A 13,057-nucleotide genomic window follows, 5' to 3' on the forward strand; every position below is an offset into this window, starting at 1 on the left:
ACTCAGTCAATGTAGCTAGCATAACACTTGAAGAGGGACAGAGCCTAGCTTCCGTGCTAACCGTTAGACAGATTCACTAAACCCAATTTCTTTCTTGTCATTATGTAACCTCCAATAAACTGGAATCGTCAGGATAATGATGACACCACTTAAAATATACAATGCAGAATAGCCCCATTGTGCTGAAACAATTCCTAACATAAAAGCACCGGCTGCCATACCTGTATCGAAAAAGGTAAAGAAAGTCGAAGTTGCATGCCCACTACGATGGTTTTGTGCCGACTGAATCGCTAGTGCTTGGAAACAAGGAACAATGGAACCATAACCGATACCAATGAGGACCCCGGCGATTAATAACATTGAAACGGTATGCATCGTACTCAACAGGAATAATCCAACTGCAAAAAAGAGGAAAGAAGGGTAAATGACGGCGTGAGGCCCTTTAGTATCATATAATTGGCCAGTAAAAGGACGAACGACCATCATTGCGACTGCAAAAGCAATAAAAAATAAACTTACATATTCAAATACCCCTCTTGTCTCCGCGTATACAGAAATAAAAGACATAATGCTCGCATAGGCAAATGAGGTCAAACCGCCGACGATCGCAATCGGGATTGCTTTTTTCTCAAAGAAATCGTGCCATGAAAGACGATTACGTTTTTCAATTGAAAGCTGAGGACGATATTCAGAAACTTTCAACGTGAAGGCAAATAAATAGCCAATGATAACGGCTGTAGCTAAACCAATGATTAATGCTTTATACGAAAACAACTGTAGGGTGGTCAGTCCGATGAATGGACCAAATACAACTGCTAAATTCATAGACATCGCAAAATAGCCCAGTCCCGCGCCTTTGCGCCTTTCTGGAATAATATCATTCACAATCGCAATTAACACTGTTGTGATAATACTAAACCAAATACCGTGAAATAATCGAAGCGCGAGGAGTAATGATAAAGAATCAATAAAAAAATATAAAATGGTTGATAGGCAAAAGAATAGCTCAGAAATGAGGAGTGTTTTTCGTTTTCCAAACGTTTCAATGATCTTGCCCGAAAAAGGTCTGACAATAATGGCTGACAACATAAAAATGGTCATTGCAAGCCCTGCCTGTCCTTCCGTTCCGTTTAAATCATTCAGAATATAGACAGGTAAAATCGTTAATAAGGCATAATAGACAATAAACAAAAAGAAGTTATTAATCAGTGCCACGAAAAATGGCCCTGTCCATATTTTCTCTTCACTATTTTTCATAAGTGTATTATTTCCTTTCATCTCATCACTTGTCTAACTAGCTTTTCGATATATGTTTGATCAGGAATACGGTTGCAAAGAATAAAATTGAAATAAATAGGTCCGTAAAGCATATCTAAAACAACATCAAAATCGAGGTCATCCCGGATTTCCCCTTTATCAATCCCTGCTTGTAACATTTTCTTCGTTTCAGCTCTTCTTGGCGTTAGATAAGCAGTTAGAAATTCAGCAGCAATATCTTTTTCTTCTGTGATGACCGTCATCATAGAGCGACCAACGCCACTTTTTAAAACTTCCGTTAAGGTTAATAATTGTTGGATAAAGTTTTCATCAATCGATTTCTTTGGATCAAATTCAAATAATGTTTCCGACTTTGCCATAAATGCATCAAAAACGATGTCTGATTTACGTTTCCACCATCGGTAAAGAGTGGCTTTCCCAGCTCCCGAGCGCGCAGCAACGGCTTCAATTGTGAGTGTTGAAAAGTTGACTTCCTCAAGAATCTCTATTGTGGCATTGACAATTTCCGTTCTATTTCGAGCTCCTCTCGCTTTTGGTTCTATCATCTAAATAACCCCTTTCTTAAAATGTTTTAGAAATGCCTTTTAGGTTTATTATAAATCATAAACGAAACGATACGTATCGTTTCTCTTGAATTGAATTATACTTGTTAAATTGTTTTTAGACAAGCAATGATTTTCAGAGTACTTTCGAACTATCATATATGTTCCAGCAAAGTTGTCTTACAAGGAGAGAGGAAACTATAAGCTCAATAGAGCGAAGATGGAGGATGAAGAGTGAGTGAAATCCCGAAGTGAGTGTTGTGTGTGACTGCATTAAAGAAATCCCAATATATGTCGATAGGAAGAAGTAAGAAGCTGGAAAGGACGGTGTTGGGATATGCAAGTGTTGAATGGATTAAAAGCAAGTCCGTTCATGAAAACGTATTCACCGCAAATCTTTCAGAAAGTGAATAATGAGAACGTAGAAAAGCCTGTCAAAAGGGATTCGATTATGATTAGCGATGAAGCACGAGCGCGGCTAGGGGATTGGCAAGAAAGGTCTGCTAATATGATTGAAAGCTTAATGGAAAAACGCCAAAAAGTTCAAGAGGCGAAAAGTAATTTAATTGAACGTACATTAGAGGCTGGGGAAGAACTTTCGACGATTAAAGAGCAACTGGGAGCATTCGATGAGCAAATTACGGAAATCGAAGAACAAATGGCAGCAATAGAGGCACAGAAACGGGAAAGAGAACAGCGTGAACAAGAAGAAAAGCAGCAAGCTGCTACCCAAACACAGGAAAAATCTGAAGGTATGCAATTGACATCTCTTCTTCAATCAGCCCAATCCCTTGAACAAGTCAGTGCGCTAAAACAGGTGAAAGTACCAATCGAAAATGCGCATCGTCGACTCAAAACAGAAATGGCATATGACCAAGAACGCGGGACATTTGTAGAAAGTAAGGCTAAGAAAATTGACGAACTTGCCGGGCGTATGCGAAACATCGACAGCGAGATGAACAATCAAATTAGAAAAGCGAAAGAATCTTCGAATGAAATAAATGGGAAAGTTTCTGTTGAGGGAGAGCAAGAAGAGTTAGGGAATGAATCCCTTGAGAACTAGTTATTATAGTGAAAGGATAGAGTAGTAGGAATCCATCTACTTACTCTATCTCCATTCTTTTTTATTACGCAGAGTAGCCAACCCGCTTATTTAGCTGATAACGACGCGTGGCTACTCTTCTCCTTTTTATCTTCTTGAGGATATCATAAGATTTCTTCGTTTAATATTTCTTCACCAGCAGACCCAAAACCGATCCCAGAAAGTATAGAAGGAATCGCCAATCTGATAAACTCTTCCGGGTGCAACTCCTGACTATTTCTTCTCCATTCTACAGAAGCTCCGTAAATTCCCCAGCTTAATACAACAGCAGTAATTTTTAGCGCTTTATCTTCTTCGTTTTTATTTTGTTTTAACAACATTTTATAAAAAATGATTTCGAGCTGTTCCCGAATGATACGGGCAATGGTATCTTCGTATCCTCTATGACAACGATTGGATAAGGACTTTTGAAAATTGGTGATTGCTTTGAAAATGTTAACCAACGCTTCTTCGTTTAGTTCGTTATTTTGATAATCCTCAAAATCCAAATTCACTAACAAGACTTCCGATAACACCTTTTCCAGTAAATCGTATATATCTTCAAAATGATAATAGAAAGTGGCGCGATTAATCATAGCATCCGTTGTAATATCCTTAACGGTAATCTCCTTGAATTCCTTTTTTTCGGAAAGTTCCATAAAAGAATCCATGATTAACTTGCGCGTACGTTGAATGCGGGGATCCGTCTTTGGTTGAGTCATGGCAATCTCCCTCCTACTTTTTCAACAATTTCCTCAATTTGTTGGATAAACGACATTTTCAATGAACTATTGGTGTGGATGCTTTTCATTATGTTATAAAATGCAATTATAAGCGAATAATTGACTTCCAAAAGAGATGGGGGAAAATAAATTGAAAAACAATCTGAATATGATTTGTGATTTAGAAACGGGTATTTGCGGAGTGGCGGGAGAAGAGGAAATGGGGCTTATTGATTTTAATCAGCCGGAAAAAAAGGTCAATCTTTATTATGTGACGGATCCGATTTGTTCCCATTGCTGGGCCATTGAACCGACACTTCGCCGTTTTGTCGAGCAATATGGTCATTATTTTGACTTTCATACGGTTATGGGCGGTTTGCTGGAAAAATGGCATGATGGGCCGATCGATCCTGCAAACGGCATTTATAAACCAGCTGATGTTGCGGGTCATTGGAGAGAAGTGGGAGAACATTCAAGAATGCCGATTGATGGCAGCTTAATGATTGATAATCCGGTTCAATCTTCTTTTCCGGCCTCTCGGGTATTTAAAGTCATCCAAAAAAATCATGATGATGTAACAGCTTTTAACTATTTACGCCGTGCAAGAGAAGTACTTTTCGCATTCAATCAAAATATTTCAGATCCATCGGTGTTGATTGACATCGTCAATAAAATCGGTCTTGACGGAGAAGCCATTGTAAATGAAGCTGAACAGCCAATCGGACAACAATTATTGAATGAAGATTTTGTTTTGACGAGAAACTTAGGTGCCAGAGGTTTCCCTACGATTATTATGATGAATGAAGAAAATAAAGGCGTGAAAATTGTTGGGGGACGTCCGTTTGAATATTATGTTGACGGATTAAAACAAGTGCTAAATATAGAAGAACTCCAACCAAAACAACAGCCATCGCTTTCCAGCTTGCTTGAAAAAGAAAAACTGCTATTTTCCAAAGAAATTGAAGTCATGTACGATGTGGAGCAATCAGACGTACACGCTTTTATTGAAAAAGAGCTTTCACCAGAGAATTATCAAGCGAAGGAAATTCTAGGGGAATACTATTTCACAACGACTAAATAAAAAAGGTACAAGGCACTCGCACAGTTCTGAACTGTCCGAGTGCCTTGTACTTTTTTATTCCCTAAAGTTGCATATTGGCTTTATTTTTTTGATGCTTATTTCGCTGTGTGTATACTTGTTTACGTTTTTTCTTCTAATACGGATCATCTTGCATCTAGTCTGTGACTAGATTCTCCTTCTTATTTCAGTTAATATTGATTTATAGGAATAGTCATTCATGGATGTCACTTGCCATTCAATCTACTGCGAAACGATATGACGATCGGAGGAGCATATGTTGAAAAAGAATTCATTCGTCAATCGGTTTCATTTTATAACAGTATCATTAAAAGGGATTTCACAAGCCATTTTGATAGAAAATGCCGTTACCGGGGCTATCATTCTACTCGCCATTATGCTATCTTCCTTTTCTTTAGGCGTCATTGCTCTGCTGTCAGCGATGATTGGTACATTGCTAGGCAAATTAGGCGGGGCTGATGAAGAGCTTGTCGATCAAGGGCTATTTGGTTTTAATTCTGTGCTTACAGGTATGGCCCTTTACTTGTTTCTAACGGGTCCCTACCATTGGATCCTCAGTCTGATCGGCGCCTTTCTTGCTGCCATTGTGACTGCCGCATTGATGCATGTGATGAAAAATACGGGTATACCGGTTCTAACATTCCCTTTTGTTGGATTAACTTTGTTTACTTTGCTCGTTTCTTATCGGTTAAGTGCAGTACATACGAGTAATGCACTCGTTCCTCAAAGCTTATGGCAATGGAAATTGGATATTACAGGGCCGTTTAATTTGAAAGAAGGCATCTTTACCGGAATTGGACAAGTATTTTTCCTTGATTATACAATATCCGGGATTTTACTTTTTGTTGCCGTTTTTTGGGCTGGTTGGCGACTTGGTCTTTATGCTTTTTTAGGGAATGCAGCAGCCTTATTAACAGCATTGATACTAGGAGCAGAACGTTCATTAATATTTGTAGGCTTGTACGGCTACAATGGTATTTTAACTGCTATGGCAGTGGCAGTCGTATTTAATACGAGCAAAAGGCGACTTTCTTATGTTTCGGGAATACTTGCTGCGTGTTTGACCGTTCCAATCGCAGCGAGTCTTCATACATGGCTTCTACCTTTTGGTCTTCCTCCATTAACACTGCCCTTTGTATTAAGCACATGGATATTTCTTAGCGCAAGGAAAGTACTGCCTAAGTTGTAATTCGACTCATTAAAATACTTTTTCATTTGTTGACAATTCGAAATTAGTATATTATGATTGTTCGTACAAATTAATAAACTTATCAAGAGAAGCTAAGGGACTGGCCCGTTGAAGCTTCAGCAACCTCTGCGTCGCAGGAAGGTGCTAATTCCAGCAAGGGGAAACCCTTGGAAGATAAGAGATAAAGCTATATTTACCTAGCCCTCTTTTCTGTCGAAAAGGGGGCTTTTACTATTGAAGTTTTCTAAAAATCAAAGAATCACAAAAACAGGAGGAACAGTCATGACTAAAAAAAGAATGTATTTAAATGCCTTTGAAATGAGTTGCGCGGCGTTTCAGTCGCACGCGTTATGGAGGCATCCAGATGATCAGACACCTGGCTATAAGGACATTGAATATTGGACACATCTTGCGAAAGTTTTGGAAAAAGGGCACTTTGACGCTGTGTTTATCGCGGATGTATTAGGCGTTTACGATGTATACAAAGGTTCAAGAGATCCAGCAATCAGGTCTGGTATGCAAGTGCCGGCCAATGATCCAGCTTTTATTGTTCCAATCATGGCGTCTGTAACCAAATATCTTGGGTTCGGATTAACTGCCTCCACTACACATGATCATCCGTATACATTTGCGCGGAAAATGTCAACATTAGATCATTTGACGAAGGGAAGAATTGGTTGGAATGTCGTGACATCCTATTTAAATAGTGCAGCCAAAAACATTGGTCTCGACACGCAAACCCCGCATGATGAGCGCTACGAGCGGGCGGATGAATACATGGAAGTCGTCTATAAGCTATGGGAAGCCAGTTGGGAAGATGATGCGGTTGTCATTGACAAAGAGAAAGGAATTTACACAGATCCTTCTAAAGTTCACGACATTAACCATGACGGCAAGTATTATCAAGTTCCAGGAAACCATATATGTGAACCATCACCACAGCGTACACCGGTTATCTTTCAAGCTGGAGCATCCTCTAGGGGCCGGGCGTTTGCAGCCGATCATGCTGAACTTATTTTTGTATCGTCCCCATCTTTAGAGAAAACGAAAAATATCGTTGCAACGTTTAGGAAAGATGTTGTCAAGTCCGGCAGACCGGCAGATGATGTTAAAGTGTTGACAACCGTTACCCCGATTGTCGCGCCGACGTTGGAAGAAGCGCAAGCAAAGCTTGAAGATTATAAGCGGTATATCGATCACGAAGGAGCACTTGCGCTAGTGAGTGGTTGGACAGGAATCGATTTGGCGGCGTTGGATCCGAATCAAAAGGTGGAGTATATTGAAAATGACGCAATGCGTTCAATCTTACAAGGCTTTGCAGGCATGACTGTGAATGAAATCGCTGAAAAAGTCGCACTTGGCGGTCTCGGTGAACTAATTGTCGGTGACCCTGAACAAATTGCGGACACATTAGAGGAATGGATGAACGTTGCCGATATTGATGGATTTAATATTGTTTATTCCATTACACCAGGCTCCTTCGAAGACTTCGTTGAGCTGGTCGTTCCGGTATTACAAGAGCGGGGGTTAGTGCGAACAGCATACGAAGGAGGGACTTTCCGGAATAACTTATTTGGCCATGACCAACTAAGAGAAAATCATCCTGCTAAACAAGTGCGAAAACAAGTCGTTAGAGAACTAGTTACACAATAATAGATGTCAGTATGAAGTGCGGTTGACCAGCTGTGCATTGAAAAGGCCTTACAGAAAAATAACCTCTTTGCTTTCTTGCTGGATCGCGTAGGGAGGTTATTTCTTCATAGCCGCTGTCATTGCGGAAAATCTGTGACATCCGCCGGAGGCTTGGACCAACAGGATGTTGGTCACTCAGGCGTTGCCAATCAAACAGCGAAGGGTATGATTTGCCGTATTTCTGCGTTTTTTTGCAGAAATTAAGGCACTTTCATTCAGGACGCGGCGAACTTAGCCTGAGTTCCTCTAATCAGCAGGGAGTTTGAACTCCCTCTGATTGAAATGAATTTTGGCGTTCATCCCGCCACTTATAAAAGTGGGGGACTTCTGTAGCTGCCGCTTCGCTTTCAGTACAAAAAGATTTGCTGAATCAAGTTAAATCTCTTTCACATAATGCTTTTTAAAATCTGGATGGATTGAAAATTTACGACGTAAATGGATAAGGTTTTCACCAAAGCTTTCTTCCAAAAGCTCTCTATGTTTCTCCATAATTTCCATGAGGTACAAATCATGAATCACGACTTCTGTAATGGGCATGACCAAACCTACATGCATGGTCCATGCCGCCCGGCTATCCTTACCTAGCGAGACGATACCTGCTACCACTTCTGAGTCGTCTCCGCTAAAGACAAGCCATTGTCCACCATACTCTTCTGTAATTTCATGACCCATATAGTGCAAGTAAACAGTAGCAAAATCAGAAACGATTTCCCCGTAAGCAATAATGATTACTTGAACGCCTCTGTTTGCTGCCTGTCTTAGTTCAGGCTCCAACTCATCATATTCCTCTTTCCAAATTTCCAAGAGAATTCTTTTTTTAGCAGCTGCTATCGATGTTTTTACTTTATCAAGTATTTCATGACGACCTGTAATATTCCAAATATTCTCCCGGTCACTTGCGGAGTTTTCAAATTCCGCTAAAGATTTTTCTGCCAGTTCAAAGTTCTCTTCTGCTTTCAGTCGACGGTTTTTAATGAGCTCTTTTGCGGGGACAGGTGTATACTGCGGCGTATTTCCGTGACTAACGAGAATATCGCCGCGCATGACAAGGCCGTCCAGCACTTCATAGATTCTTGAGCGTGGTACGCCAGAATTTTTAGCGACAGCATAGCCGGTTAAAGGCGATTCTTCCAATAGAGTCAGATAGGCTTTTGCTTCATATTCGGTGAAATTCAGGTTCTTAAATGTTTCTAAAATGTTTTCTTTCATAGAGCTCTCCTATATAAAATTAGTCGCTACCTCTGTAACTAATATTTTATCAAAACATATTGATTTAATCCAAAGACATCTGCTATATTTACATCAGTAGTTACTTGTGTAGTCACTAAAGAAGGAGGAGAGATTTCATCGTGGAAAACTTACTTACATATATCTCCATAGCTGCAATGATGGTGATTATACCTGGAGCAGATACGATGTTGCTTGTTAAAAACACACTGAGCTATGGTCCAAAAGCCGGGCGTTATACTGTTCTTGGCATGGCAATGGGGCTATCGTTCTGGACATTGATTGCGATCCTTGGCTTATCTGTTGTCATCGCAAAGTCCGTCGTTCTTTTCAGCATCATTAAATATTTGGGAGCCGCTTACCTAATCTATTTAGGAATAAAAAGTTTCTTTACGAAAAGCGTGTTTTCTTTAAAAGAAATTCAATCCCAAGCAAATACGCCAACGACATACTCAAATCGGCATAATAAAAGTTCTTTTATGCAAGCGTTACTGAATAATATTCTGAATCCTAAGACTGTTTTAGTTTATATCACAATCATGCCGCAATTTATCAATTTGGATGGAAATATAAAACAGCAATTGATCCTATTAGCCTTCATCCTAACTGCACTCGCTGTAATATGGTTTTTATTCCTTGTCACGCTCATTGATTACGCTAAAAAGTGGTTGAACAACCCCAAATTCCAAAAGGTATTCCAAAAATCAACGGGCTTGGTTTTAATAGGCTTCGGTGTAAAAACAGGAATTTAACTTTAATCTTCGCCGTTCAGATCATTGAACGGTTTTTTCTATTCTAAGGCAGTTAATTTGGAAATAAATCAATATAGTGATATATTTATCTTGTATCAAAAGTAATACTTTAGTTTCAGTAAATCACTTACATCAGGAGGTAATTACCAATGAAAGCTGCAGTATGGCATGGTCTAAAAGATATTAGAGTAGAAGATGTCGAATTACGGGCGCTACGGGAAGATGAAGTGAAAGTGAGAGTCGCATGGGCAGGTATTTGCGGAAGTGACTTGCATGAATATGAGGAAGGACCGGTCTTCGTACCAGTGGATGCGAAAGCGGATTTGACTGGCGAAGTTGCACCACTGACAATGGGGCATGAATTTGCTGGTGTTATTGAAGAAGTAGGTTCAAAGGTTACAAATTTTAAAGTAGGAGACCGAGTGGTTGTCAACCCTACACTAACATATAGAAAGAAACATGAAGAAGTGGATCGCTTTGATGGATTTAACTTCATTGGGTTACATGGAAATGGTGGATTTGCGAAGTATGCGAACGTTCCTGAAACCAATATCCATCGTTTAGCTGATAATTTAACATTGCAGGATGGTGCATTGGTAGAACCAATGGCTGTAGCTGTACAAGCTGTAAAAGACAGTGGCGTCGAATTAGGTGATACGGTTGCAGTCTTTGGTGCGGGACCTATCGGATTATTAACGATTATTGCGGCTAAAGCATCTGGCGCAAGTAAAATAATTGTATTAGATCTGTCTGATAATCGATTGGAGAAAGCGAAAGAATTAGGTGCGACGCATGTGATTAACTCTGGTAAAGAAGAGCCTGTACAAGCGGTGCGCGCAATTGCGCCAGACGGGGTGGATGTTTCCTTTGAAGTCGCAGGAGTTGCACCGACATTCAAACAAGCCATTGACGTAACAAAACCAAAAGGTAATATGATGATCATCTCTATTTTTGCCAGACCAATTGAGTGGAATCCAATTCAACTTATCAATACTGGCGTAAATGTTCTATCCTCAATTGTTTATACACCGTCCACATTCCAAAGAACAATTGATGCAATGAGCACTGGACAATTAAATCCACAAGGCATCATTACAAGCCAAATTGTGTTGGATGATATTGTTGACAAAGGGTTTGAAGCATTAACAAACGATAAAACGCAATCCAAAATTTTAGTTGAGTTAAGCGGTGAAAAATAATTTAATCTTATTTTAGAAATGAATATAGTTGCTATCAAAGAGGCTGACGAATAAGTCTCTGAAATAAAACAGGCGGAGATAGATTGGTTCTCCGCCTGTTTTATTTGTGTAAAGTGTACTCCTTACGATAACGTACTTACCTGTCGTATGATTCAACAAATTCTTGCAGTTTTTTTAACGTTTCCAATAAATCTGCATATTTTTCCTGACCGATATCCTTTTCGATTTTCTCCTGTATTTGCAGCCAAATAGGTGTTGCTTCTTCTAGCTTAGCAAGGCCTATATCGGTTATCGAAACGGATTTTGTTCTTGAATCAATTGGATCTCTCGCAATGTCGACATAGCCACTGTTCTTGAGAACATTCACATTGCGAGTAACCGTGGATTGGTCGAGTAACATGACGTCTCCCAGGTTGCTGATTGAAATTTTATCGTGGCGAGCAATGTTCACTAACATATAGTATTGGGTGACTTTTAGACCGGTAGATTCCATTTTCCTTTCGTAAGCTTGCGTCACACTGCGCGCTGCTTTTCTAAGATTTGCACAAGCGCAGAATTGTATAATGTAATCCATTTCACTATGCGTGTTATTCATCGACTAAGTCTCCCTTTAATTCACTGATAATTAACTCTTGACAGACAATTGGTTTGTTACTACCATTATATATGTATATACATAGACTTGGAAGAGGGCTCAAGAAAATAATATTGCGCAATACATGTATATACATGAAAAAGGGGATAGGAGAGGGATAAGGATGATAAAGCAGGCGCTTTATTTGGATGATTTAAAAGTGGGGGATACTTTTGTTAGCGAGAAGTATCATGTAAGTACAGAAAAAATAAAAGAATTTGCACGTGAGTTTGATCCGCAGGTTTTCCATTGTGATGAGCAGCTTGCGGAAGATACTTTTTTCAAAGGGTTGGCGGCGAGTGGTTGGCATACTGCCTCTATTACGATGAAACTGTTAACGGAAAGTCTACCTTTCGCTCATGGGATTATTGGAGCAGGTGGAGAAATTAATTGGCCGCAGCCAACCCGTCCAGATGATATTTTATATGTAAAAAGTACAATTAAAGAAATCAAACCTTCAAAATCCAAACCGAATCAAGCACTTCTACTTGTTGAAAGTGAAACGTTAAATCAAAAAAACGAGGTTTGTCAAAAGTTAACGGCCAAACTGTTAAGCTTTAGAAAGAGTGAAGGATAGGGGATCGGCGATTGTTTCTATGGAAGTCTAAACAGGCAAAACCCCGTTCCAGCTATCAAACGGGGCTTTTTCATGGGATAAAATCCTCAAGTCAGTGGATAAGCCGGTTCGCCTTTGCTTTGTTCAAATGTTTCGATAAACCTTTCAAGTGTAGAGGTTAAATAAGCATCTTTTCGTCTGATGAAGACAGTATTGATTTTACTATACTTCTCGGGTAAATAATGACACTGGACTAGTCCTTTTTCTTCTAAATGGGAAACGGCCGATTTCGGGACAAATGTAATGCCAAGCCCCATAGCGACGCTTCCTAAGATGGTTTCCAAGGTGCCGAACTCCATCACTTTTTGTGGTGTGATGTTTTGGTCTTTATACCAATTTTCCAACCTTGCCCGGTAGCCGCATCCTTTGCTGAAGCATAGGAACGGCTCTTTTTTTAATTGTTCCAATGATGTTTTGGTGTTGTCCGATATGAGAACCAGTTCTTCTTGAAAAACGTCATGGGCAACAAGTTCAGGATGCCGGTTAATTTCCGTTATGAAGGCGCCATCCAAATTATGATTCAATACGTCATTTTGAAGTTGTTCGGTAACCCCTGTCAGTAGGGATAAGTCTACATTTTTATGTTTTTTGTTATAGGCAGATAATATAACCGGTAACTTTATGACGGTTTCAATAGAGCCGATTTCTAATTTTCCTGCCGGTTCCGTTTTGCTTTGGACAACTTTTTTCATTTCATTTGTGAGCTTCAGGATTTTCTCGCAATAGACAAGCAGTTTTTTTCCTTCGGGCGTTAACGTCATTCCTCGGTTATGCCGATTAAAAAGAGCTGTATTCATTTCAGTCTCCAGTTTCTGGATCCGTGATGTAATATTCGATTGGACATAACTTAATTCTTTTGCAGCTTCTGTAATCGTTCCTTTTTTTGCAACCATTTGAAAGATTTCCAAGTCTTTAAACTCCACCCGATGACACCCTTTCCACTTAACTTCCTTTTATGATATCACTAATTGAGATGTCAAACATCATTATTGTTCATTTTGAGAGATAGCTAACTTGTGATTAAAT

13 protein-coding genes and 1 riboswitch are annotated in these 13,057 nt (G+C 39.6%); of the genes, 7 read left to right on the top strand and 6 right to left on the bottom strand.

The features are described from left to right. Positions 1-63 precede the first annotated feature (63 nt). Entirely contained in the window at positions 64-1,257 is a 1,194-nt protein-coding gene (locus MHZ95_RS20210) for an MFS transporter (protein WP_239392594.1), read from the bottom strand. A 17-nt stretch (positions 1,258-1,274) separates the two neighbouring features. Further along, positions 1,275-1,823, bottom strand: a complete 549-nt coding sequence (locus tag MHZ95_RS20215) for a TetR/AcrR family transcriptional regulator (protein WP_239392595.1) — start codon at positions 1,821-1,823, stop codon at positions 1,275-1,277. A gap of 334 nt (positions 1,824-2,157) precedes the next feature. Here MHZ95_RS20215 and MHZ95_RS20220 point away from each other — a divergent pair, with 334 nt between their 5' ends. Beyond that, positions 2,158-2,883 carry a coiled-coil domain-containing protein gene (locus tag MHZ95_RS20220; protein ID WP_239392596.1) on the top strand — a complete coding sequence of 242 codons (726 nt, stop codon included), beginning with the start codon at positions 2,158-2,160 and terminating at the stop codon, positions 2,881-2,883. A 143-nt stretch (positions 2,884-3,026) separates the two neighbouring features. Here MHZ95_RS20220 and MHZ95_RS20225 read toward each other — a convergent pair whose 3' ends face one another. After that, on the bottom strand, positions 3,027-3,623 hold the full coding sequence (locus tag MHZ95_RS20225; RefSeq protein WP_239392597.1) for a TetR family transcriptional regulator: 597 nt from the start codon (positions 3,621-3,623) through the stop codon (positions 3,027-3,029). Between the two features lie 169 nt (positions 3,624-3,792). On the opposite strand from MHZ95_RS20225, the gene MHZ95_RS20230 reads away from it, so the two are divergent. The 3 genes from MHZ95_RS20230 (at position 3,793) to MHZ95_RS20240 (ending at position 7,564) form a co-directional block, all read left to right on the top strand. After that, a complete protein-coding gene (locus tag MHZ95_RS20230; RefSeq protein WP_370643130.1) occupies positions 3,793-4,704 on the top strand; it encodes a DsbA family protein in 912 nt (303 codons plus the stop codon). Between the two features lie 277 nt (positions 4,705-4,981). Next, a complete protein-coding gene (locus tag MHZ95_RS20235; protein ID WP_239392599.1) occupies positions 4,982-5,911 on the top strand; it encodes an urea transporter in 930 nt (309 codons plus the stop codon). 76 nt (positions 5,912-5,987) lie between these two features. Next, a riboswitch (SAM riboswitch) is annotated at positions 5,988-6,092 on the top strand. A 101-nt stretch (positions 6,093-6,193) separates the two neighbouring features. Continuing rightward, the gene (locus MHZ95_RS20240) at positions 6,194-7,564 is read left to right on the top strand and encodes an LLM class flavin-dependent oxidoreductase (RefSeq protein ID WP_239392600.1); all 1,371 of its coding nucleotides are present in this window, start codon (positions 6,194-6,196) and stop codon (positions 7,562-7,564) included. Positions 7,565-7,978: 414 nt separating this feature from the next. Here the strand turns inward: MHZ95_RS20240 and MHZ95_RS20245 are convergent, their stop codons facing one another. Beyond that, positions 7,979-8,812, bottom strand: coding sequence for a TrmB family transcriptional regulator (locus MHZ95_RS20245; protein WP_239392601.1), 834 nt, complete (start codon positions 8,810-8,812; stop codon positions 7,979-7,981). Positions 8,813-8,952: 140 nt separating this feature from the next. On the opposite strand from MHZ95_RS20245, the gene MHZ95_RS20250 reads away from it, so the two are divergent. Continuing rightward, positions 8,953-9,582: a homoserine/threonine efflux transporter gene (locus MHZ95_RS20250; protein WP_239392602.1), complete on the top strand. Its 630-nt coding sequence runs from the start codon at positions 8,953-8,955 to the stop codon at positions 9,580-9,582. Between the two features lie 149 nt (positions 9,583-9,731). Continuing rightward, positions 9,732-10,781: a 2,3-butanediol dehydrogenase gene (locus tag MHZ95_RS20255; protein ID WP_239392603.1), complete on the top strand. Its 1,050-nt coding sequence runs from the start codon at positions 9,732-9,734 to the stop codon at positions 10,779-10,781. Positions 10,782-10,917: 136 nt separating this feature from the next. On the opposite strand, the gene MHZ95_RS20260 is transcribed toward MHZ95_RS20255, so the two are convergent. Continuing rightward, positions 10,918-11,376: a MarR family winged helix-turn-helix transcriptional regulator gene (locus tag MHZ95_RS20260; protein ID WP_239392604.1), complete on the bottom strand. Its 459-nt coding sequence runs from the start codon at positions 11,374-11,376 to the stop codon at positions 10,918-10,920. 184 nt (positions 11,377-11,560) lie between these two features. Here MHZ95_RS20260 and MHZ95_RS20265 point away from each other — a divergent pair, with 184 nt between their 5' ends. Then, positions 11,561-11,992: a MaoC family dehydratase gene (locus tag MHZ95_RS20265; protein ID WP_239392605.1), complete on the top strand. Its 432-nt coding sequence runs from the start codon at positions 11,561-11,563 to the stop codon at positions 11,990-11,992. A gap of 86 nt (positions 11,993-12,078) precedes the next feature. On the opposite strand, the gene MHZ95_RS20270 is transcribed toward MHZ95_RS20265, so the two are convergent. Further along, complete coding sequence (locus tag MHZ95_RS20270; RefSeq protein WP_239392606.1) at positions 12,079-12,954, bottom strand: LysR family transcriptional regulator; 876 nt, start codon at positions 12,952-12,954, stop codon at positions 12,079-12,081. Positions 12,955-13,057 lie beyond the last annotated feature (103 nt).

Origin of the sequence: Sporosarcina sp. ACRSM (assembly GCF_022346545.1) — a bacterium.
Lineage (GTDB): Bacteria > Bacillota > Bacilli > Bacillales_A > Planococcaceae > Sporosarcina.

What these genes read in the sequence shown, in the direction of transcription:
- MHZ95_RS20210 (WP_239392594.1), bottom strand. Translation starts at nt 1,257, where the DNA reads ATGAAAAATAGTGAAGAGAAAATATGGACAGGGCCATTTTTCGTGGCA.
- MHZ95_RS20215 (WP_239392595.1), bottom strand. Translation starts at nt 1,823, where the DNA reads ATGATAGAACCAAAAGCGAGAGGAGCTCGAAATAGAACGGAAATTGTC.
- MHZ95_RS20220 (WP_239392596.1), top strand. Translation starts at nt 2,158, where the DNA reads ATGCAAGTGTTGAATGGATTAAAAGCAAGTCCGTTCATGAAAACGTAT.
- MHZ95_RS20225 (WP_239392597.1), bottom strand. Translation starts at nt 3,623, where the DNA reads ATGACTCAACCAAAGACGGATCCCCGCATTCAACGTACGCGCAAGTTA.
- MHZ95_RS20230 (WP_370643130.1), top strand. Translation starts at nt 3,793, where the DNA reads ATGATTTGTGATTTAGAAACGGGTATTTGCGGAGTGGCGGGAGAAGAG.
- MHZ95_RS20240 (WP_239392600.1), top strand. Translation starts at nt 6,194, where the DNA reads ATGACTAAAAAAAGAATGTATTTAAATGCCTTTGAAATGAGTTGCGCG.
- MHZ95_RS20245 (WP_239392601.1), bottom strand. Translation starts at nt 8,812, where the DNA reads ATGAAAGAAAACATTTTAGAAACATTTAAGAACCTGAATTTCACCGAA.
- MHZ95_RS20255 (WP_239392603.1), top strand. Translation starts at nt 9,732, where the DNA reads ATGAAAGCTGCAGTATGGCATGGTCTAAAAGATATTAGAGTAGAAGAT.
- MHZ95_RS20260 (WP_239392604.1), bottom strand. Translation starts at nt 11,376, where the DNA reads ATGAATAACACGCATAGTGAAATGGATTACATTATACAATTCTGCGCT.